At 63.0% G+C, this 21,205-nt stretch carries 16 protein-coding genes; 5 read left to right on the forward strand and 11 right to left on the reverse strand.

Translation table 11 applies throughout. From position 1 onward, the window contains the following. Positions 1-25: 25 nt before the first annotated feature. From AC1DSJ_RS17855 to AC1DSJ_RS17865, 3 genes are read right to left on the reverse strand one after another with little or no spacing between them, the layout of a single operon-like run. Positions 26-3,334: a hybrid sensor histidine kinase/response regulator gene (locus tag AC1DSJ_RS17855; protein WP_441371912.1), complete on the reverse strand. Its 3,309-nt coding sequence runs from the start codon at positions 3,332-3,334 to the stop codon at positions 26-28. A gap of 14 nt (positions 3,335-3,348) precedes the next feature. Continuing rightward, positions 3,349-4,566: an EAL domain-containing response regulator gene (locus AC1DSJ_RS17860; protein ID WP_054422775.1), complete on the reverse strand. Its 1,218-nt coding sequence runs from the start codon at positions 4,564-4,566 to the stop codon at positions 3,349-3,351. A gap of 2 nt (positions 4,567-4,568) precedes the next feature. Next, positions 4,569-7,394: an ATP-binding protein gene (locus tag AC1DSJ_RS17865; RefSeq protein WP_082387029.1), complete on the reverse strand. Its 2,826-nt coding sequence runs from the start codon at positions 7,392-7,394 to the stop codon at positions 4,569-4,571. Positions 7,395-7,690: 296 nt separating this feature from the next. Between AC1DSJ_RS17865 and AC1DSJ_RS17870 the strand changes: the two genes are divergently transcribed. Then, positions 7,691-8,500 (forward strand): hypothetical protein, encoded by an 810-nt coding sequence (locus AC1DSJ_RS17870; protein ID WP_054422773.1) that lies wholly within the window; start codon positions 7,691-7,693, stop codon positions 8,498-8,500. 78 nt (positions 8,501-8,578) lie between these two features. On the opposite strand, the gene AC1DSJ_RS17875 is transcribed toward AC1DSJ_RS17870, so the two are convergent. Both AC1DSJ_RS17875 and AC1DSJ_RS17880 read right to left on the reverse strand, forming a co-directional pair. After that, positions 8,579-9,025: a gas vesicle protein gene (locus AC1DSJ_RS17875; RefSeq protein ID WP_175170146.1), complete on the reverse strand. Its 447-nt coding sequence runs from the start codon at positions 9,023-9,025 to the stop codon at positions 8,579-8,581. A 47-nt stretch (positions 9,026-9,072) separates the two neighbouring features. After that, positions 9,073-10,356 (reverse strand): ParB/Srx family N-terminal domain-containing protein, encoded by a 1,284-nt coding sequence (locus AC1DSJ_RS17880; protein WP_441371913.1) that lies wholly within the window; start codon positions 10,354-10,356, stop codon positions 9,073-9,075. A 283-nt stretch (positions 10,357-10,639) separates the two neighbouring features. Here AC1DSJ_RS17880 and AC1DSJ_RS17885 point away from each other — a divergent pair, with 283 nt between their 5' ends. Beyond that, positions 10,640-11,311 carry an ankyrin repeat domain-containing protein gene (locus AC1DSJ_RS17885; protein ID WP_441371914.1) on the forward strand — a complete coding sequence of 224 codons (672 nt, stop codon included), beginning with the start codon at positions 10,640-10,642 and terminating at the stop codon, positions 11,309-11,311. A 135-nt stretch (positions 11,312-11,446) separates the two neighbouring features. Here the strand turns inward: AC1DSJ_RS17885 and AC1DSJ_RS17890 are convergent, their stop codons facing one another. Further along, positions 11,447-12,556 (reverse strand): porin, encoded by a 1,110-nt coding sequence (locus AC1DSJ_RS17890; RefSeq protein WP_476760346.1) that lies wholly within the window; start codon positions 12,554-12,556, stop codon positions 11,447-11,449. A gap of 300 nt (positions 12,557-12,856) precedes the next feature. Between AC1DSJ_RS17890 and AC1DSJ_RS17895 the strand changes: the two genes are divergently transcribed. From AC1DSJ_RS17895 to AC1DSJ_RS17905, 3 genes are all read left to right on the forward strand, one after another. Next, positions 12,857-13,528: an NUDIX hydrolase gene (locus AC1DSJ_RS17895; protein ID WP_441371915.1), complete on the forward strand. Its 672-nt coding sequence runs from the start codon at positions 12,857-12,859 to the stop codon at positions 13,526-13,528. Positions 13,529-13,624: 96 nt separating this feature from the next. Next, on the forward strand, positions 13,625-14,467 hold the full coding sequence (gene prs / locus AC1DSJ_RS17900; RefSeq protein WP_441371916.1) for a ribose-phosphate diphosphokinase: 843 nt from the start codon (positions 13,625-13,627) through the stop codon (positions 14,465-14,467). A gap of 22 nt (positions 14,468-14,489) precedes the next feature. Beyond that, on the forward strand, positions 14,490-16,181 hold the full coding sequence (locus AC1DSJ_RS17905; RefSeq protein WP_175170141.1) for a nicotinate phosphoribosyltransferase: 1,692 nt from the start codon (positions 14,490-14,492) through the stop codon (positions 16,179-16,181). Here AC1DSJ_RS17905 and AC1DSJ_RS17910 read toward each other — a convergent pair. The 5 genes from AC1DSJ_RS17910 to cyoA all read right to left on the reverse strand — a co-directional run bounded on the left by AC1DSJ_RS17910 (position 16,178) and on the right by cyoA (position 21,124). After that, complete coding sequence (locus AC1DSJ_RS17910) at positions 16,178-16,963, reverse strand: SURF1 family protein (RefSeq protein ID WP_342067892.1); 786 nt, start codon at positions 16,961-16,963, stop codon at positions 16,178-16,180. The two genes, AC1DSJ_RS17905 and AC1DSJ_RS17910, sit on opposite strands and share 4 nt — an antisense overlap. Then, positions 16,963-17,373, reverse strand: a complete 411-nt coding sequence (gene cyoD, locus AC1DSJ_RS17915) for a cytochrome o ubiquinol oxidase subunit IV (RefSeq protein WP_441371917.1) — start codon at positions 17,371-17,373, stop codon at positions 16,963-16,965. Before cyoD ends, AC1DSJ_RS17910 begins: the two co-directional genes overlap by 1 nt. Beyond that, the gene (gene cyoC / locus AC1DSJ_RS17920; RefSeq protein ID WP_476760347.1) at positions 17,370-18,011 is read right to left on the reverse strand and encodes a cytochrome o ubiquinol oxidase subunit III; all 642 of its coding nucleotides are present in this window, start codon (positions 18,009-18,011) and stop codon (positions 17,370-17,372) included. Before cyoC ends, cyoD begins: the two co-directional genes overlap by 4 nt. Beyond that, positions 18,004-20,007 carry a cytochrome o ubiquinol oxidase subunit I gene (cyoB, locus tag AC1DSJ_RS17925; protein ID WP_476760348.1) on the reverse strand — a complete coding sequence of 668 codons (2,004 nt, stop codon included), beginning with the start codon at positions 20,005-20,007 and terminating at the stop codon, positions 18,004-18,006. Before cyoB ends, cyoC begins: the two co-directional genes overlap by 8 nt. Positions 20,008-20,080: 73 nt before the next feature. Next, complete coding sequence (cyoA, locus tag AC1DSJ_RS17930) at positions 20,081-21,124, reverse strand: ubiquinol oxidase subunit II (protein WP_054423320.1); 1,044 nt, start codon at positions 21,122-21,124, stop codon at positions 20,081-20,083. Between the last annotated feature and the right edge of the window lie 81 nt (positions 21,125-21,205).

Genomic DNA, 21,205 nt, shown 5'->3' on the forward strand with positions numbered 1-21,205 from the left:
TATCGGGACCATTCTGCACCAAGAATCAGACTTGGACCAGAAGGTCTTTGAGTTCAACTATCAGCGTCAAGGTGTCCTGAAAGGCTTGTTCGTCCCGGTCATTGCGCTTGAGCCGGGATTCGATGGCTTCGAGCTGAGATGACAGTGGCGTCATTTTTACCATTACCAGCGCGCCGCGCATGCGGTGCATGGTTTGCAGCGCCACCCGCACGTCGCGCTGGGCGATGGCGGCTTCCAGTTTGGCCAGATCCGACTCCATGGTTTCCCGGAACAGGCGGCGGTACTGGGCGGGGACGAGCGGAGACAGCGCATCGGTGTTGGTGGGGGTATCGGCGTTGGGTGTATCGGCAGCGGCCGGGGGCGTGTCCGAAGGGGGGGCCGCCTTGTCGTGGCGCCGCGGCGCCACATTGCCCAGGTGGCGGCGCAAGGTGCTGAGTTCAATTGGCTTGACCAGCCACGCGTTCATGCCCGCCGCCATGCAGCGCGCTTCTTCGTCGCGCATGGCGTTGGCGGTGACGCCGATGATGGGTTGCGTGAATCCGCGCTCGCGCAGCGTGCCGGTCAGCTCGTAGCCATTCATCTTGGGCATGTTGACGTCGGTCAGCAGCAGGTCGTAGGCGCCCAGTTCCCACAGCGACAGCGCTTCCGCCCCGTCTGCCGCCACCGTCACCGTACAGCCCAACTGCTCAAGCTGATGGCGCAGCGTGGCCTGGTTGATCGGGTTGTCTTCCGCCACCAGCACCTGCAAGTCGAGTGGGTCCAGGACGGCATCGGCACTGACCGCGGGCGGCACGACCGGATCGCCCCGCACCAGGCGCGCGATGGCGAACCCGATGCTGTCCAGGTCGTGGCCATCGATCTGTTCCGGCGCGCCGGGGGCGCTGGCCCAGGGGTCGCCCGCCGCCAGGTAATGCCCGGCCCAGTTGACGGGCCGGGCATCGTTGGCGCCCAGCAGGTCCAGGAAGACATCATCGCGTTCGCCGCGGGGCTGCGAGCCGGTGGCAGGGTCCGCTGTCGCGCCCCAGCGGTTCAGCCAGAGGCAGACGTTATCGGTCAGTTCGCGATGCGGGCTGCGCACCTGGATGCGAATGCCGTGCAGATCAGGCAGTTCGATGGCGGGGCCGTCGGCCGGCTGCAAGACGAGGTCCAGCGCGAAGCTGCTGCCCAGGCCCAGTTCGCTGGTCACGCGGATCTGGCTGTCCATCAACTTGGCCAGGCGGGCGCAGATCGACAGGCCGATGCCCGCGCCGCGCACGGTGTGGCTGGCGCTGTCGATTTGGTAGAACGGGCTGAACAGCTGGCTTTGTTCGGACTTGCCGATACCGATGCCGGTGTCCACCACCTGCAATGTCAGCCGTTGCGCGCCGTCTTGCAGATTCGCCCCGCGCAGCCGCACGATGACGTGGCCGGACTCGGTGAACTTGATGGCGTTGCTGAGCAGGTTGCTGAGAATCTGCCGGATGCGCACAGCGTCCCCCATTACCCAGGGCGCCACGGAACCGTCCACGCAGGCGAACAGCAGCAGCCCCTTTTGCCCTGCCATGGCGGCAAACGAGCGGGTGCAGCTTTCCACCAGGTCGCGCGGGCTGAACACACTGGACTCCAGCGCCAGCTGACCTGATTCGATCTTGGTGATGTCCAGGATGTCGCTGATCAATTGCAGCAGAATCACCGACGAGTTCTGGATGCGTTCCAGATGCTGGCGTTGTTCGGTGTTCAGTTCGGTCATGCCCATCAGTTCCAACGTTCCCAGCACGCCATACAGCGGCGTGCGGATTTCGTGGCTCATCGTGGCAAGAAAGGTGGATTTGGCCTCGCTGGCTTTGTCGGCGTCGCGCTTGGCCTGCGCCAGCGTGCGCTCGATTTCGGCGCGCGCGCTGATGTCGGCGAAGGCGCACAGCACCACGCTCTGCTTCTTGTAGCGGGTGGGCGAATAGGCCACGTACAGCGGGCGGCCGTCGTCGGCGTGGAAGGTCTCGATGGTGCCGGGTTCCGTGGCGTGCAGCACCTGGTCCAGCAGGGGCTGCGCGGCGGGCGAATCACGCAGCCCCTGTCCGGCTGCGGCGCCCAGCCATTCCAACGCCAGGCTGTTGGCGAACAGCACATCGCCATCGGCTCGCGCCAACACGCACAGCGCGATGGGCGCCGTCTGGATCAGCGTTCGATTGAATTCTTCGCTTTCGGCGATATCGCGGTGCGCGATCTGCGCGGGCTCGATCACGCGTCGGCTGTACCACCGCTGATAGCCGATGCCGCCTGCCAGACTCAGCAGCAGCGCCAGCAGGGCGCTGACCGGCAGCCAGAGATTGTCTTGAAAGAAGTTGCCATAGCTGACGCGGTAATGCGCCGTCCAGCGCCCGGCCGGGTCCGTCACCTGCATGACCAGGCCATCGGCCATGTAGTTCAGGCCATCGTGGCCGCCCACGGGGGCGGGGCCGTCGCCGATCATCAGGCCTTCATCGCGGTGGCTCAGCCAGAAGGCGTCGTATTGGATGGAGGGCAGCGCCTTATCGTAGATGTTGATGCGGTTGCGGCTGAGCAGCGTGACGGCAAAGAGCTCGGCACGCTTGCCGTCGCGGTTGCTCCAGGCGGCGTCAGGCAGGCCGGCGGCCATGATGCCGATCATGCGGTTGTTCAGCCCTGGCGCGCGGAACCACTGCACCGTCCGGTCGGGTTGTTCGTCGATGATTTCCGTGTCGGAGGCAGCGGCTGAAGGGGGCGTGGTAACGGGTTGGGGCTTGTTCAGCCAGGCGCGCACGCCGTCATCGACCAGCAGCAAGGTGCCTTCGCTGAGCGGGACGCCATAGCCGGGCTTCACGTTGATGGCAGGCACGGCGACCGTGACGCTGTCGGTGCGGTTCACCAAAAAGGCGGCGGCCGAAGGAAAGTACGAGTTGGCCCAGAACGTGCTGTAGAAATCGGCGAAGTAGCCGGACGCTGCCGGGACGGGGCTGCCCGCTGCCGGACAGTCGGCGGCGTAGCGGCAAAGCAGCGAAAACGGCATGGCCACAAACGCATGCTGTCCGCGATAGAGCCGAAAATCGGGGCGCGAAGCCGCCATCGGGGCGCCAAGCTCAACGTGTTCGATCGGCGGCCGGCCATCCAAACGTTGGTTTTCCTTGCTGAACTGGATCAGGAAGCCTTCCTGTTCGTGGATATAGCCCACGAGGACGGCGAAATCCATCAGCAAACGGTCTTCTTCCTGCTTGATGATGCGTTGTGCGCCCCACAGCAGAGCGCCGATCAGGATCAAGGCAACGGGCAGAATGCCGAACAATGCGGTATTCAGGCGGCGAGAGGTGCGAGCGATCCTGCTTAACGGCGTTTCCTGCATGCGCGGCAGTAGTCCTATAGCGGATGGGTGGCGTACGGGCGGGGTTCGTTAGCCAGCAAATCGGTGAAGTCGTGGGCGTTGACGGCGGCGGATATCAGAAAGCCCTGGGCGAAATCACAGCCGATATCGCGTAAAAACTCCAGTTCTTTCGTTGTTTCCACCCCTTCGGCGGTAATCAGCAAGCCTAACTGGCGGCCGAGTTGCACCGAGGATAACAACGCCGCGGCGCGGACTCCATCTTCGACGACGCCACTGACGAAGGCGCGGTCGATCTTCAATTCGGTGAAGGGGGTGGAAATCAAGGTGTACATGGAGTTGTATCCTTTGCCGAAATCGTCCTGCGCCAGACCAAAGCCCTTCAAGCGCAGGCGGCTTGCCCCCATGTAGTACTGGCCAGGAAGCGTTGCGGTGTCGTCTTCCAGCAGTTCAAAGGTGACGTCCTCAAAGGGGACGTCTTGTTCCGCGACAAGATTGTAAAGCTGGTCGGGCAGATCAGGTTCATCAAGTAACCGCGTGGGCAGATTGACCGAAACCGGCATCTTGAATCCCATGTGGCGCCAGCGGCGGTAGGCCGTCAGCGCGTCTTCCAGCATCCGCATCAGTAAGGCGTGGTCCAGGCCATGATGCCGGACCGCACCCAGGAAAGACGCGGGCAGCATGAACCCGAACTCTTCGTGATGCCAGCGCGCCAAGGCTTCGGCCCCAACAATATTGCCGGTGGCCAACGCCTTCTTGGGTTGGAACCAGGCTTGGATCTGGCCGGTGTTCAGCGCCTTTTCCAAGGTCTGGCGTTCGAAGAGCCGGGCAGGGTCTAGAATGGGCGCCAGGTGCGCGACAGGGTCCGGACGAGCCTGGCGCAGGCGGTTGGCCAGCGCTTGCGCGTTTTCCCGGGTGACGGGTTTGGTGTACGCACCGATGACGGCCAGCCCCTTTTCCTTGGCCATCAGGCTGACGCTGTTCATGATGCGGCGCGAGCACGCGGTGGTAATCGCCAACATCGGGCTCAAGTGCTGCCGGGCCAACTCGTGGATGAACTGCACGCCATCCATGCCGGGCATATTCAGCTCCATCAGAATCAGCTCATAGGAATGCAAACGCGCTTTTTCCAGCGCTTCTTCTGCGGTGCTTGCCATGTCCACCTGTTCGAAGCCGGCGTCTTCAAGCAGGCCGCGCATCTGCGCGCATTGGAATGGGTGGTCGTCAAGGACCAGTACCTTGTAAACGGAAAGCATCGTTAACTCCGGGGTTCTTTGACCGTTTGCAGGGTTTGACGCAGAACGGCTAGGGGCAAGGGCTTGACCAACAGGCTGGTCATGCCCGCATTCATGCCGCGCCGCTGTTCATTGGGAAATGCGTTCGCGGTGACCCCGAGGATGGGCTTGTCGTATCCGCGCTTTCGCAGGATGCGCGTGAACTCGTAGCCGTCGACCAAGGGCATGTTCAAGTCGGTCAGCACTGCGTCAAAGCCCATCAGGTCAGGCAGGTTCAACGCTTCCTGGCCGTTGCCCGCCAGCGTGACGGTGCAGCCCAGGTGCTCGAGCTGCTCGCGCAGGATCAATTGGCTGATGGGGTTGTCTTCCGTGACCAGTACGCGCAAGCCCAGGAGTTCCGGTTTGGCCTTGGCGTCCAGGGAAGCCGAGCGCGCCGCGCCGCCTTGCGCCATACGAACGGCATGATGGATGCTGGCCTGGTTGTAGGCGGTAGCGAACCAATTGCGATGGCTGTCGTCAATGCGCGGGCGCAATCCGGGCGGATGAATGATGACCTGCGGGCCCGTCCAGTTACTGATCTTCTGCGCGTGCGGCCAGGCCTGCACCAGCACCGAGGGTTCCGCCGATGGCGTGCTTTCGCCCGTGAATGGCAGCGCCACCGCGCCCCACCGGCGTAGCCAGTCGCACAGGTTGTTGACGATCTCGGGAACGGCCCCTTGCACGTAGACGGTGGTGTTGTCCAGGCCCGGGCTGGCGGCTTCCGGTGTGTCAGGGGCCAGCGGCAGGCGGACTTCGAACGTGATGCTGGTGCCCAGGCCGGGTTCGCTGACGGCGTTCAACCGGCCATTCATCATGTCGGACAAGCGGCGGCAGATGGACAAGCCCAGCCCCGTGCCCGGCGCCGATACGCCGTTGTCGGCATCCACCTGGTAATACGGTTCAAACAAGCGCGCTTGATGTTCAGGCGCGATGCCGGCGCCGGTGTCGGCAATCTGGAAGCACAGGTCGACGTCGTCGCGGCAACGGCTGTTGAGTTTCAGGCGCAGGACGATCTGCCCGGAGTCCGTGAACTTGATGGCGTTGCTGACTAGGTTGTCAAGAATCTGCCGGATGCGGGTGGCGTCGCCCAGGACGGAGGGGGGCGTGTCGGGGTCGGCCACGGCATAGCTGCGCAAGCCCTTGGCGTGTGCGCGCGCCGAGAAGCTGGCGACCACATTGTTCAGCAGTTCGACGGGCGAGAACGCCGCGCGTTCCAGTACGGTGTGGCCGGCCTCGATGCGAGACAAGTCCAGCGTGTCGTTGATGGTGCGCAACAACGTGGAAGAAGACTGCTGGATGGTCTCAAGGTATTGCGATTGCTGGCCGTTCACACGGGTCAGCGAGAACAGTTCAAGCGTGCCAAGAATGCCATAGAGCGGCGTGCGGATTTCGTGGCTCATGGTCGTGAGGAATACGGTCTTGGCCTGATTGGCGGCCTCGGCGTCGCGCTTGGCTTGCAGCAGCGAATACTCGATACGCTTCAATGCCGAGATGTCGCTGATGCCGCACAGCACAACGGCTTCGCCGCGGTAGGTGGTAGGCGCGAACGTCAGGTACGCCGTGCGCCCATCCTTCAACTTGTGCTCGCGGCCCATTTCATCGCCCTGATGAGACAGGATCTCGGCGCGCCAACCGGGCGTGCCTTGGAACCAGCGGCGCGCCATGTCGTTGGACAAGACCACCGCGCCGTCGGAGCGCCGCAGCAGGCACAGGCCCACCGGCGCAACTTCGATCAGCTTGAGGTTGAGCGACACACTGTCGGCCAGCGCTTCATATTGGCGCAGCGCCGGCAACACCAGCCGGCGGCGGATGTAGCGCACCCGCAAGACCACCGTAATGATCAGCAGCAATGACGTGATCGAAGCCATCTGCAACGCGAACGCGTTGTCGCGCAGGACGTGCAGGATGGGCGTGTAGTAAACAAGGCGCCAGCCGTCGTCGCCCACCGATTTGCTCAGGACAAGATACTCGGGCAGCCAGCCCCGGCCTTGAAGGCCGAAGGCGTCTTCACGCATCGTTTTCGTCAGCGTGTGTTCAACGGCGCTGCCGTCCGGGCTATGCAGCACGGGCCGGCTTTGCTCGTCAAACAACACATAATTTCCCGCGCCGAAACGCGGCGCATTCACGGCGGTTTCCACGCCGTGGACTTCAAGCCCGATCCAGCCGGTTTCGGGGTGAACGGGGTCGAGCGGCGTGAACAGGAACAGGCGCTTGACCGTATCTTGCGGCGGATGCAGCCAGACGATGGGCGCCTGTCCGTGCGGAGCGGGGCGGGTTTCGATATCGGTCAGCGTCAGCGCCAGCCATTGCTGGATGGCCGGGGGAATCGTTGACACGACGATCTGGCCGTGTGCGGCGACACGCGTGGTGGTGGCATTGCGCAACGAGCTGTACACCACTTTGGTGTTGGCCAGCGCCAGGCGGCGCAAGTCGCGAGGGGTCAGGATCAGCGCCCAGTCGAAGGTGTCGGGCGCGTCTTGCAACGGCAGGACTTCAATCTGGCCGGTCTTGCCGAAATACGTGGGGGTTTCGCTGATGGGCGCGTGGTTGGTGTTGCGCACGGCGGCAGCGGCGACGGACCGCAGCAAGGCTTCGCGCTGATCGAAGAACAACTGCGCCTCGTAAGCCGCGGCATTCATATGGCGGCGATACGTGGAGACGACGTTGCTGAAGGTCCAGTACAGATAGAAGGTCGCGCCCGCCGCAATGCAGACGAGCAGGGCCACTGCAAGAAAGTGCAGCAGCAAAGAGGCGGCGCGCGGCGCGGCCTGAGGTTCTAGGGCGAGTGCGCCACGGTCTTCTACCAGCATTTGACGCATGGTAGAAACACCTGCTTACCCAGAGAATAAGAAGAATCTCAAAGTGGGTGAGGCGTTGATGCCGCCCCTGGCAAGGTCGATATTGCGCGGGGATTAAGAATCTTCTTGTTCATTCTGCGGGCGGCCTTAGGCACCATTCCCAAGATATCGGACTCCGCCACGATCCAGCTGCGCACCGGGCTCAGGCGCCGCGCCGCCACTGCCTACGGCGGGTATACGTTAATCGAGAACTGAATGAAATTGTCCCGGACCCGACCTTCCGCGCATCGCCACGCCCGGGTGACGCCATGAGAGACGACGCTCGATTCTGGTCTCGTTGCAGCGAATCTGTGTTGTTGCGCTTTCAGCCCGTGTTCACCGCGCAAGGGCAGGTCTACGAATATGCCGTGCTGGGGCGCAGCCGCCCATCCCCCTGGAGCGGATTGAATCCCTCCGGCTTGGGAGCAGGCCTTCAGGCTGGCGCGGCCTTCTTCAAGAAATTCAGCACCCCAATCGACATCTCGTTCGAACATCCGCTTGATGTCACAGGCACAGGCGATCTTGCCGAACGCTTGTGTGCGGAACTGGGCATAGGCCTGGAAGGCGATCGCATCTGGATCAACAAGACGGCCCACCACGATGACGCCATGCCCTTGATGCTGGCGAGCAAGCGCCTCATGTTCACGTTGCCGCTGACCGAACGGCTATCGGAACGCGCGGACGTGCTGGCGCGCTACCCCGAATTTCAGGCTCGCCTGCGCGCGCGTCTGGTGCCTGCCAGTATCAATGGCAGGGTTCTGGAATGTGGCACATTGCGCCCCGACGGCTTGCAAGTGCAGATTCCTTTGGGCTTGTCCGAAAACCGATCCTTGCAAGGCCGCTTCTTCACGCTGATGGAGCGCGCATGGAACGCCAAGCTGCACGTCGTGGCGGGCGGCGTCGATGACATCCGCGACTTTGCCTGGATGCGCCTGCATAGCGATCTGCTATTCCGCGGCCACGCGTTATCTGCGCCGCTTAGCGCGGAATGTCTGGATTCCTGGCTGCAAGCCGACAGCAGCGCGTGGCGCACCTTCAACGCATGCACCACGCGCTATGCCGGCGCAGACGGCTTGTAAGCCGCTTAGCCCGCCAGCCGCCAGCCAGCCAGCCAGCCCACCAGCCACCAGCCACCAGCCACCAGCCCGCCGCCAGCCTTAGCCCGCTTGCAGGCGGCCCAGGATGAAGCCGTCCACCGAGCTCGTACGGCCGCGCCACAGCGTGGGCTGACCGGCGATGGGTGAACCGTCTGCCGAGAAGAACAACGCGTCGGCAAGGTGGATGTAATTAGGCAGCGGGTCCACGGGCTGCGGCACGCGGAAGACATCGCCCAATTCCGCCAGCGACGCGCGCACGCCGTTGCGCGTATCCGCATCCAGCGTGTCCAACGATTCGGTAAAGTTGGCGGCGAAGCGGTCAAAGTAATCAGCGCCCGACACAATCGACCCCGACACCAGCATGCCGCCCATCTGCAACGTCACGCCGATGCTCTCGAGCTGGCTGCCGTTATTCACCAGGTTGACCAGAAACTGAAGAAAGGCGTCCGCGCTGGGCGCAGCGTTCGAGTTGGCGCTGGAGGCGGCGATGGGGGAGTCGATGCTCATGGGTGACGTCTCTGAAAAAGGGGCGGAAAGAGCGACAAGATACTCGATTACCAGCCCCAGCAGGTGCCGGCTGCCGGTTTGCCGCAGGCGCGGTAGTTGACGGCGAACCACAGTTTGCCGGCGTTGCGCGGCGAGCCATCGCTTTTGCGGTCCACGCGCGGCAGCTCTTCCAGCGCGTCGCGTGAATCCTTCACCGAGACGCCATTGGCCACGTTGGCGGTTAACGGAATGCCGCCCAGGCTGGCGGCGGTACGGTCATCGAACACGACGTCCGCCGGGGCCAGCGCGCCCATCTTCAATGCGGCATCGCGCACGGCAGCGGCGTAGCTGTCGTTGGCGCCGCCGGGCACCAGCGCCGCGTTCATGGTGCTGACCGCCAGAATTTGCGCGGGCGTTGCGGGCGCCACCATCTTGTACTGGTCCAGCGCGGGCAGTTGGCTGCTTGCCACTTGGCGCCGCAGCCAGTCGCCCCACAGGAATTCCGCGAACTCCGGCAGGCTGCCGTTCTTGTAAGCGACGTCGCGCGTGAAATACACCAGCGAGCGATAGCGGTCTTCCTGCATGCCGCCGGCTTCGTCGGTGCCGGCCAGACCCAGGCGGCTGGGCAGTTGGTCAACGGTGATCGGCTGGTTCTGTCCATCACGCAGCCAGGCGCGGCGTTCGTCGACCATGCGTTGCCAGAAGGCGGCGGCGGTGGTGAGGTCGCTGTAATTCGCGTCTACCTTGACCCAGACCGGCAGCTTCGGGCCGCCGTCGAAAATTTCCCGCAGCGACGAGAACGTGTGATGGCCGTCTGTCAGGTACAGATTGCCATCCCAGCCGACCACGACGGTCTTCAGGTTTTCGGTATGCGTGCCGGGCGCGTCCTTGCAGGCGAAGGTGGCGGGCTGGTCCAGGCGGGCGGCGCGGGCGGCGGCGATGTCAGTGAATTTTTGCGCCCGTTCGGTGCCACCCATGTCTTCGCAGTAGTCGTCGAATTTCTTGCCGACGGTGCGGTCCAGATAGTCCAGCTGCATGGCGGCGTCGGCCGACCAGGTGGGGCGGTTGAAGTCGCCTTGCCAGCGGCCCAGCTTGTAATAGATCTGGTCGTAGCCGATGGCGGCTTGCGTGGGGTGCAGTTCTTCGATGCGCACCTGAATGACGTCGCCCGGCTTTGCGCTCAGGTAGGCCGTGTTGCGCGACGGCGTTTCAGGTTGGGGCTCCGGTTCCGGCGCTGGGTCCACGACTGCGGGCGGCGGTGTGACGATGGGGGAGTCTGTATCGTCATCGCTGCCACCGCCATTGCACGCGGCAAGCGCCAGCGGCAGCAGGGCGGCGGCCAGCAAGCGCACCAGCGGGGACCTCAGCGGTGATACCGGCGCGGAAACTCCCGGCGATCCCACCGAAGACTCCAGCGGACACTCCAGCGGAGATACGCAAGGGCGGGGCGAAAGGGCGGGCTTCGGAGGGTGGAATTCAGGAGTCATGGGCCGTGTGGGTCTGCGTTCTAAAAGTATCCAATCATGACTGCCGCGTGTTTCCCCCGTATTGCACGGGCAAGACCGCGCGCCGATTTCCCATTACTGACAGGCTTGTCCATAATCATCGGTCGATTCAGTCAGGAGGATACCGGCTATGGCGATCATCAAATTCTGGCGGGCGTGTTTTGTGTTGGCGGTCAGCGCGCTGGGGGCAGGCGCTGAGGCGGCGGTGGACCCGGCCGCGCAATTGCGGGATGCCGCCGCGCAAGGGGAAACGGCGCGGGTGCGCGAATTGCTGGCGCAAGGTGTGCCGTTGGAAGGGCGAGACGTGCAGGGCAATACGGCTTTGCTGCGGGCGACGCAAGCAAATCAGGTGGACGCCGCGCGTGCGCTGATCGACGCCGGCGCGGATGTGAATGCGCAGAACCGGATGCAGGACAGCGCCTATCTGCTAGCGGGAGCCGAAGGCTACCGCGAGATCCTGGACCTGGCCTTGCGGCATGGCGCTGACTTGAAAAGCACCAACCGCTATGGCGGCACGGCGCTGATCCCGGCGTGCGAACGCGGGCATGTGGAAGTGGTGAAGACGCTGTTGCAAGCGGGCGTTGACCCGGATCACGTGAACCGGCTGGGGTGGACGGGCTTGCTGGAGGCCATCATCCTGAGCGACGGCGGGCCACGGCATCAGGCGATTGTCGCGCTGCTGATCGCGGCGGGCGCCGATGTGAACCTGGCCGACCGCGATGGCCGGACGCCGCTTCAGCATGCCCGCCAACGCGGGCAGGCTGAAATCGTGCAGATGCTTGAGCGCGCGCAAGCGCGTTGAACGGAAACGGGGCCCATGGAAACGGGGCCCACGGAAACGGGCCAATGGAAACGGGCCAATGGAAACGGGCCAATGGAAACGGGCCAACGGAAACGGGGCCCGCCATACACTGGCGGGCCCCGTTTCGTTTTCCGCTTAGAACTGGTGGCGGATGCCCAGGCCTGCGGCGGTGCTCTTCAGGCCGTCGATGAACGCGTAGTCCGTGCCGTACGAACCGTAGGCGTACAGGTTGGTGCGCTTGGACAGGTCGTAGGTGTAGCCCACGCTGTACACGTTCATGTTGGCGTCGCCGCCCGTCAGCTTGTCGTTGGACGGAGCCACGTGCTGCCACGAGGCGAACACGCTGCTGGCGCCGCCAACCGGCAAGGTCGCGCCCAGCATGTAGGAGTTGGCCTTGAAGCCGTTCACGAAGCGGTTGGTGCCGAACTCGTCGCTGAACGGGGTGCCGGCGGGCAGGTCCTGGCCGACGAACCAGCCGTCGGTGGTGCGGCCATAGGCGGCGGCCAGCTTCACGACTTCCAGGTCATACGACACGCCCAACGCGTACTGGCGCGGCGTGGCGTTGCTGTCGATGGTGGCGCTGCGGTTGGAACCGTTCAGTTGGTCGTATGTCAGCGCAACGTTCAGCGGGCCTTGCACATAGCGCAAGCCAGCGGTGATGCCGCGCGTGTTGTCGGCGGTGCGGAAGCCCGTTTGATCAGCCGTCGTGTCGTCGGCGTTGAACGAGTAGCCGATGCCGAATTCAAATCCGTTCACCGAAGGGGTGCGGTACATGACCATGTTGTCCCAGCGCATGGTGTTGGCCGCGCTGAAACCCAGGCCCAGGTTGGATTGGGTGTAGCTGGTGTAGAAGGGATCGATGTCGGCCAGGTAGTTCGAGCCGATCGTGGCTTGGCGGCCGAAGTCCAACTGGCCCCAGGCGTCGTTGGYCAGGCCGATGGTGGCTTGGCGGCCGAACAGGCGGCCCGATTGTCCGCGCTGGCCGTTTGCGGAGTCGAACCCGCTTTCCAGCTTGAAGACGGCGCGCAGGCCGTCGCCCAGATCTTCGGAGCCACGCACGCCCCAGCGGGAGCCGGCCTGGATGCCGTTGATCATGCCGAGCTTGCTACCACTGTAGCCATCGCCCTTGATCTTGTTGTAGCCGAGGCCGGTGTCGATGACACCATAGAGGGTGACTGACGGTTCTGCCTGAGCAATGCCTGTAAAAGCGGTCAGCATCGCAGCGGCGAGCAGCGTCTTTTTCATCCGGGGATCTCCTGGGAATTTGGGTTGGAAAAAACAAAGGGAACAGCACGTTCGGCAGTGAGCCGAACGGTGTTCCCGGCCAGCAGTATAAACAATTACGTTATTTTCTGCGTCATTTTCTGGGTCATTTTCTGTCTATTGCCTGGGATGTTCCGTCTATTTCGTCTAATTCGTGGCGGCTGAATCCCGAACTGATGGTGTGCCTGATGGCGTGCCTCATAACGTGCCTGATGCATGTCATTTGACGGCTGCACGCCATAGTGGCATCTTGCCCCGAACCCGCATTCATGGAACCCGCCCGTGGACTATCCACTGCCTCTTGTCACTGTTGACGCCGTCTTGCTCACCTTGCGGGCAGGCGCGCTGGAAATTGCCCTGCATCAGCGCGACCGTGCGCCTTTCAAAAATGCGATGGCCTTGCCGGGCGGCGTGGTGCATGCGGACGAAGACGACCACACCGAAGCCAGCATTCGCCGCGTACTGCGGGAAAAGACCGGCTTTGAACCCCGCTACCTGGAACAGTTGCAGGTGTTCTCCGGCAAAGACCGCGACCCGCGCCAATGGTCTCTGTCGGTGTCGTACGTAGCGCTGGTGCCGGCGGCGGAATTGGAAGCCGCAAGCCAGGCCGGTTTCCCGGGTTTCCAGGGTTTCCGTTTCGTCAGCGTGGACGCGCTGCCGCCGCTGGCGTTTGACCACGCCAGCATCGTCACCGCGGCCGTCGCCCGGCTGCGCAACAAGTCCAGCTATTCCACCTTGCCGTTCTTCCTGCTGCCCGAACGCTTCACGCTGACGGAACTGCAACACACCTACGAAGCGATCTTGCAGACTCGGCTCGAAAAATCCAACTTCCGCCGCAAGATGGACGCCTGGGGCGTGCTGGAAGATACCGGAGAGCAAGTCGGGGGCGCGCAACGGCCCGCGCGCCTGTATCGCCTGAAGGACTTCACCTTGTTCGACCGCAGCGTCGCATAGCACCGGGCGACGTCCATTCCCTACTTAGTTGCAAACAAACAATAAGTAGGTTTATACTCGCTTCACTTAGTTTTGAAATGCCACTAAGGGCTGATCATGTTCACCATCACTGCGGTAGTAGAAGGGCAACGCATCACCGGCACGCCGGCCGCGTTTGTATTTCCCGGGGGCGAAAGCCAGGTTACGGTGCCGGCCAACTTGCAGGCCCAAGCCGATGCCGCCAGCGCCTTCCGCATCCACGCGTTGCTGAAGTCGGCCGACGATGTCATGCAATTGCTGATGCTGACCGACGCGCTGCGCCGCCTGAACCCGGGCGTGCCGGTGCACCTGGACATGCCTTACGTGCCGTACGCGCGCCAAGACCGCGTCTGCAATCCCGGCGAGGCGCTTGGCGCTGCCGTGTTCTGCAAGCTGATCAATGACCAGCAGTACGCCACCGTGACGGTCGTGGAACCGCACAGCGACGTGACGCCGGCGCTGCTGCAACGTCTGCGCGTGGTGGACGCCGCCGCGTTCCTGAAGAACGCGCTGGCCGCACCCGCCTTTGCCCAGGGCGTGACCCTGATGGCGCCTGACGCAGGCGCCCGCAAGCGCGTGCAGGCTCTGGCCAAGACGCTGGGCGTGGCGGACGTGCGCTACGCCGAAAAGGTGCGCGATACGCAAACCGGACGCATCACTGAAACGCGCGTGCCGGACGATATCCCCGATCAGCCCGTGCTGGTGGTTGACGACATCTGCGACGGCGGCCGCACGTTCCTGGAACTGGCCGCCGCCTTGGGCGACAAGACCCGCCAGCCGCTCTACCTGTATGTCACGCACGGCATCTTCAGCAAGGGGCTGGCCGAACTGAACGCCCGCTACGCCGGCATCTTCACTGCCTATGACTGGACGGATGCGACAGGCGCGAATGCGCCGATGCTCGTCAATATTGAAAACTGAAAGCCAAGAAGGAACCTGCACCATGAATGCCCCCGATAGCCTTACCGTCAAGAACGGCATCAATCCCTTCCTGCAAGCCGATTTCTACAAGACGGGCCACCCGTTCCAGTACCCCAAGGGGACCAACAAGATCCTGGCCAACTTCACGCCGCGCTCGGCTCGCCTGGCCCCGGTGCTGCCTGAACTGTTCGACGACAAGATCGTCTGGTTTGGCCTGCAAGGCTTTATCAAGGAAATCCTGATCGATCTCTTCGACCGCGAATTCTTCGGCAAGCCGGCAGGCGCCGCCGTGCGCCAATATCAGCGCCGTGTGGATAACGCGTTGGGCAAGGGCGCGGTCACCGTGGACCACTTGCAGGCCTTGTATGAGCTGGGGTATCTGCCGCTGGAAATCCGTTCGGTGCCGGAAGGCGCACGTGTGGATATCCGCGTGCCGCCCGTCACCTTCATCAACACGCACCCCGACTTCGCGTGGCTGGTGACGTACATCGAAACCCTGTTCAGCTGCGAATCGTGGAAGCCGTCGACGGTGGCGACCATCGCCTTCGAGTACCGCAAGCTGCTGACCTACTTCGCGCGCCTGACGGGCAGCCCGATGGACTTCGTGAACTGGCAGGGCCACGACTTTTCCATGCGCGGCATGTCGGGCCTGTATGACGCCCGCAAGAGCGGCGCGGGTCACTTGCTGTCGTTCACCGGCACCGACACCATTCCCGCCATCGATTATCTGGAAGACATCTACGGCGCCGATTCCGACCGCGAATTGATCGGCGGTTCCGTCCCGGCGACGGAACACTCGGTGATGTGCCTGGGCAGCAAGGAAGGTGAAATCGAAACGATCCGCCGTCTGGTCACGCAGGTGTACCCGGCGGGCATCGTGTCGGTGGTGTCGGACACCTGGGACTTCTGGCAAGTGGTGACCGATTTCGCGTCAGCATTGAAGGGCGAAATCCTGGCGCGTCAGCCGGATGCATTCGGCAACGCCAAGGTGGTGTTCCGCCCCGACTCCGGCGACCCCGTGAAGATTCTGACCGGCTATTTCTGCACCGATGTGTCCCGCGTGGAAGACAGCGCCGCCCTGGCCGCCGCCCGCCGCGAGGGTTTCGAAGCGGTGCGTGATGCAGCAACCGGCACGTACTGGCTGCTGGATGACAACGGCCGTGCCAGCCAAACTCTGCGCGAGCCAGAAGTGAAGGGCGCCGTGCAATGCCTGTGGGATATTTTCGGCGGCGTCGTCACCGACCGCGGCTACAAGCTGCTGGACCCGCACGTTGGCCTGATCTACGGCGACTCCATCACGTTGACGCGCGGCCGCGACATTCTGGTCCGGCTGGAAAAGAAGGGCTTTGCATCGGGCAACGTGGTGCTGGGCATTGGTTCCTACACCTACCAATACCTGACGCGCGACACCTTCGGCTGGGCCTTGAAGGCCACCTACGCGGAAGTCAACGGCGAACCGCAGGAGCTGGTGAAAGACCCGGTGACGGATTCCGGCGTCAAGCGTTCGGCCAAGGGCTTGTTGCGCGTAGAAGAAACCGCCACGGGCTACGTGCTGCACGATCAGCAGACGGCGGATGCGGCAGCAGGCGGCGCGCTCGTGCCGGTGTTTCGCGACGGCCAGTTGCTGGTTGAGCAAAGCCTGGCGCAAATCCGTGAACGGCTGCAAGGCTCGTGGACGTGCCCCGAGCCCGGCAGCATTCACTGGCCTGTTTAGGCTTTGCCCCGTGCGCGCTTTTCTTCGCGCACGAAAATCACCACGCCGACGATGATCATCAGCGCCAGCGCGTACCAGGTGATGGCATAGACCAGGTGGTTGTTCGGGAAGGTCAGCACCGTCAGGCCGCCGACGGGGTCGCGGGCCGGGTCCCGGCTGGGGCTGGACGCGGCGTCGGCGTCGATGAAGTACGGCGCCACGTCCGTCAGCCCGCGCGCGGTGGCAATGGCCGGCAGGTCGCGCGAATACCAAAGGTTTGACGCGGGATCGTTGTTGCGCAAAAAGCCGCTGCCCGGTTCTCCCATGCGAAGCAGCCCGGTCACGCTGCCTTCGGCGGGCGGTTGCGCGGTATTGGCCTGGCTCTTGCGCCATTCCGGCAGCACGAAGCCGCGATTGACCAGCACCGTGCCGCCCTCGGGCAATTGCAGCGGCGTCATGACCCAGTAGCCGCTGCCCAGTTCGGTGGCGGCCTGCACCAGCGTCTGCTGGTCGTACAGGTACTTGCCCGTGGCCGACACATGGCGGTATTCGGCGTTGTTGAAGCTCAGCGCGCGCCAGTCGCGCTTGCCCGGGGCCGGCGTGGTGGGCGCATGCGCCCGCTGGTTCACTTGCGCGATCAGGTCACGCTTCCAGGCCAGACGGTGCACCTGCCAGGTGCCCAGGGCGCACAGGCCCGCGAACAGCGCAACAGCAACCACCCCCAGAATGACCAGGGTGGTTTTGCTGCGCGGACTACGGGGGGTGTCGCCGGGGTGTTGTTGAGTGTTTTTTACTGCAGCCATCAGGGCATTTTCCGCATGTCGTGTGTGGACATGGGCATCATATTGGAGTTCAAGTGATACATGATCCAGATTGACCCGCTGAGCGTGATTACGACCAGCACCAGCGTGAATATTAACGCCAACATATTCCAGCCGCTTTCGGACTTGGCGTCCATGTGCAGGAAGTAGACGATGTGGACCACGATCTGCACCACGGCAAACGCCAGGATCACCAACGCCGTCGTACGCGAATTGGCGAAGATGCGGTCCATCACCAGCCAGAACGGAATGGCCGTCAGAATGGCCGCCAGCACGAAGCCGGTGATGTAGCTTTTCAGGGTGCCGTGGCCGGCGCCGTCGTCATGGTCGTCGTGGCCGTGGCCATGGCCGCCATGGCCATGATCCGCCAGGTTATCCATGTGCGAGCTCATGGCAGCACTCCCATCAGRTASACGAAGGTGAAYACGCCSAYCCAGAYCASGTCCAGGAAGTGCCAGAACATSGACAGGCACATCAGGCGGCGGCGGTTTTCAGGGATCAGGCCGTGCATCTGCACCTGGATCATCATCGTCACCAGCCAGACGATGCCGAAGGTGACGTGCAGGCCGTGCGTGCCAACCAGCGTGAAGAACGACGACAGGAAAGCGCTGCGTTGCGGGCCGGCACCCTGGTGGATCAGGTGCGCAAATTCATACAGTTCCAGCGACAGAAAGCCCAGGCCCAGAATGCCGGTCACCGCCAGCCACAGCTGGGTCGCGCCGATACGGTTGCGCCGCATCTCCAGCATGGCGAAGCCATACGTGATGGATGACAGCAGCAGCAGCGACGTGTTCACCGCCACCAGCGGCAGGTCGAACAGGTCGGCGCCGGACGGCCCCGCCGCATAGCTGCGGCCCAGCACGCCGTAGGTGGCGAACAAGCACGCGAAGATGAGGCAGTCGCTCATCAGGTAGACCCAGAACCCGAGCAGGGTGCCGTTCTGGGGATGGTGTTCGCCCGCGACGTAGAACACGGGCTCCGGGGGCGGCGCGGTGCCGCCGGGCAGGGTGGGGGCCAAGGTATCAGACATGTTTCGCTAACAACCTCGTGCGGGCGTCTTCTACGCTTACGACCTCATTGGCCGGCACGTAGTAGTCGCGCTTGTAGTTGAAGGTATGGATGATGGACACCAGGATCAGCGCCGCGAACGACAGCACGGCCAGCGGCCACATGTGCCAGATCAGCGCAAACCCCATCACCACACTGATCCCCGCCAGCACGATGCCGGCCCAGGTGTTCTTCGGCATGTGGATGGGAATGAAGCCTTGCTGCGGCCGCTCGTAGCCGTGCTGCTTCATCTGCCACCAGGCGTCCAGGTCATGCACGCGTGGCGTGAAGGCAAAGTTGTAGTTGGGCGGGGGTGACGACGTCGACCATTCCAGCGTGCGGCCATCCCAGGGGTCGCCCGAGTCGTCGCGCAGCTGGTCGCGGCGGCGGTAGCTGACCACCAGCTGGATGATGAAGCTGGCGATGCCGCAGGCAATCAGCAAGGCGCCAAACGCCGCAATCTGGAACCAGATTTGCAGCGACATGTCTTCGAAGTGATTCACGCGGCGCGTGACGCCCATCAGGCCCAGCRCGTACAGCGGCATGAAGGCCASGTAGAAGCCSAYSAKCCAGMACCAGAACGMGCACTTGCCCCAGAAGGGATCAAGCTTGTAGCCGAAGGCCTTGGGGAACCAGTAGGTAATGCCGGCCATCAGCCCGAACAGCACGCCGCCGATGATCACGTTGTGAAAGTGSGCAATCAGGAACAGGCTGTTGTGCAGCRCRAAGTCAGCSGSCGGCACYGCCAKCAGCACRCCSGTCATGCCGCCGATCACGAAGGTGACCATGAAGCCCAGCGTCCACAGCATCGGCACTTCAAAGCGGATGCGGCCGCGGTACATGGTGAACAGCCAGTTGAAGATCTTCGCCCCGGTCGGAATCGAGATGATCATTGTTGTGATCCCGAAGAACGAGTTCACACTGGCGCCGGACCCCATGGTGAAGAAGTGATGCAGCCAGACCAGATACGACAGCACCGTGATCACAACCGTGGCGTACACCATCGACGCGTAGCCGAACAGGCGCTTGCGGCAGAACGTGGACACCACTTCGGAAAAGATGCCGAAGGCGGGCAGGATCAGGATGTAGACCTCGGGGTGGCCCCAGATCCAGATCAGGTTCACGTACATCATGGCGTTGCCGCCGAAGTCCGCGGTGAAGAAGTTGGTGCCTACGTAGCGGTCCATCGACAACAGCGCCAGCACCGCGGTCAGCACAGGGAAGGCCGCCACGATCAGCACGTTGGTGCACAGCGCCGTCCACGTGAAGATGGGCATGCGCATCATCGTCATGCCGGGCGCGCGCATCTTCACAATGGTGACCAGCAGATTCACGCCGGATAGCAGGGTTCCCACCCCCGCTATCTGCAAGGCCCATATGTAGTAATCCACCCCCACATCCGGGCTTTGCATGATCCCTGATAACGGTGGATACGCCAGCCAGCCGGTGCGCGCGAATTCGCCCACGAAGAGCGACATCATCACCAGCACGACGCCACCCGTCGTCATCCAGAAACTGAAGTTGTTCAGGAAGGGAAACGCCACGTCGCGCGCGCCGATCTGTAGCGGCACGATGTAGTTCATCAAGCCCGTGACCAGCGGCATGGCCACGAAGAAAATCATGATCACGCCGTGCGCGGTGAAGATCTGGTCGTAATGGTGCGGCGGCAAATAGCCCGTTGAATCCCCAAAGGCCACCGCTTGCTGCAAGCGCATCATGATGGCGTCGGCAAAGCCGCGCAGCAGCATCACGATGCCCAGAATCACATACATGATCCCGATCTTCTTGTGGTCGATGCTGGTGAACCATTCGTGCCACAGATAGCCCCACTTCTTGTAGTAAGTGATGGAGCCCAGCACCACGATGCCGCCGACTGCCACCATGAAGAAGGTGGCGAGCAGGATCGGTTCGTGAAAGGGGATGGCGTCCCAGGTCAGGCGGCCAAAGAACAGCTTGATGAGGTCTGGTTGATCAGGCATCTCGATTCCAGCGTAAAGACCACAATTTCATGTTGCCCCTGCGTCATCCCTTGCGGACGGCCGACGCGCGGCGCTACAACACCAGACCCTCGGTAGAGGTACACATGGCGCCGACGTACTTGCGCGGCGGCGTACCGGTCAGGCCCAGACGCTCGCGCGTTTCCGGGTCGAGCGTGGTGATGTTGAGTGCGCCCGGGATGCCCATGCCGCCTTGCGAATCGATGGCCATCGCGTCTTTCATGCACATGCGGTTGCCTTCGACGCAGCGGTTCACGATGGCGTCGAACAGGCCGGGCGCAACGGACGCGTAGCGCTGGACCGGGTTGCGTTCGCTGGGCTGTTCAAGCTTCAGATAGACGTCGCGGCTGAGCGTGGCGCTGGACGCGCGGGCGTCGGCCACCCACTTGTCAAAGCCTTGCTGATCCAGGCCGTGGAACTTGAAGCGCATGCCCGAGAAGCCCGAGCCGCTGTAGTTGGCGGACAGGCCTTCGTATTCACCGGGGTGGTTGATCACCGCGTGCAGTGTGGTCTGCATGCCGGGCATGGCGTAGATCTGGCCAGCCAACGCGGGAACGAAGAAAGAATTCATCACGGTCGAAGACGTGATCTTGAACTGGATGGGGCGGTCGACAGGCGCGGCCAATTCGTTCACGGTGGCCACCCCTTGCTCGGGGTACAGGAACAGCCATTTCCAATCCAGCGCCACCACTTCCACCACCAGCGGCTTGGTGCCGGGAGGCACCTCGCGGCCTTCAGATAAGCGGGCAAGCGGGCGGTAGGGATCAAGCTGATGGGTGCTGACCCAGGTCAGCGCGCCCAAGGCGATGATGATCAGCAGCGGGGCGGCCCAGATCAGAAGCTCCAGCATCGTGGAGTGGTTCCATTCCGGATCGTAGTGAGCCTCTTTGTTGCTGGCCCGATAGCGCCACGCAAACAGAAAGGTCAGGAAGATCACCGGCACGATGATCAACAACATCAAGCCGGTTGAAATGATGATCAGATTCCGCTGCTGAAGCGCCACATCGCCCGATGGCGACAGCAGCACCGCATTGCATCCTGCCAGCAATGGCAGAGCGGCAATCAGGATCAATCCGCGGAACCTGGTGATGGACAACATGGCCATACCTCGAAACGTAACCGTGGGAGGTAAACGCAACACTACGCTGGAAGCCGCGAAAAATCTAGGGTAAAAAGAACA

Source organism: Achromobacter sp. 01N37, assembly GCF_056399725.1.

Excerpts from the sequence above, each read along its gene's own strand:
- AC1DSJ_RS17855 (WP_441371912.1), bottom strand. The coding sequence starts at position 3,334 with ATGCAGGAAACGCCGTTAAGCAGGATCGCTCGCACCTCTCGCCGCCTG.
- AC1DSJ_RS17860 (WP_054422775.1), bottom strand. The coding sequence starts at position 4,566 with ATGCTTTCCGTTTACAAGGTACTGGTCCTTGACGACCACCCATTCCAA.
- AC1DSJ_RS17865 (WP_082387029.1), bottom strand. The coding sequence starts at position 7,394 with ATGCTGGTAGAAGACCGTGGCGCACTCGCCCTAGAACCTCAGGCCGCG.
- AC1DSJ_RS17870 (WP_054422773.1), top strand. The coding sequence starts at position 7,691 with ATGAGAGACGACGCTCGATTCTGGTCTCGTTGCAGCGAATCTGTGTTG.
- AC1DSJ_RS17875 (WP_175170146.1), bottom strand. The coding sequence starts at position 9,025 with ATGAGCATCGACTCCCCCATCGCCGCCTCCAGCGCCAACTCGAACGCT.
- AC1DSJ_RS17885 (WP_441371914.1), top strand. The coding sequence starts at position 10,640 with ATGGCGATCATCAAATTCTGGCGGGCGTGTTTTGTGTTGGCGGTCAGC.
- prs (WP_441371916.1), top strand. The coding sequence starts at position 13,625 with ATGTTCACCATCACTGCGGTAGTAGAAGGGCAACGCATCACCGGCACG.
- AC1DSJ_RS17905 (WP_175170141.1), top strand. The coding sequence starts at position 14,490 with ATGAATGCCCCCGATAGCCTTACCGTCAAGAACGGCATCAATCCCTTC.
- AC1DSJ_RS17910 (WP_342067892.1), bottom strand. The coding sequence starts at position 16,963 with ATGGCTGCAGTAAAAAACACTCAACAACACCCCGGCGACACCCCCCGT.
- cyoD (WP_441371917.1), bottom strand. The coding sequence starts at position 17,373 with ATGAGCTCGCACATGGATAACCTGGCGGATCATGGCCATGGCGGCCAT.
- cyoA (WP_054423320.1), bottom strand. The coding sequence starts at position 21,124 with ATGTTGTCCATCACCAGGTTCCGCGGATTGATCCTGATTGCCGCTCTG.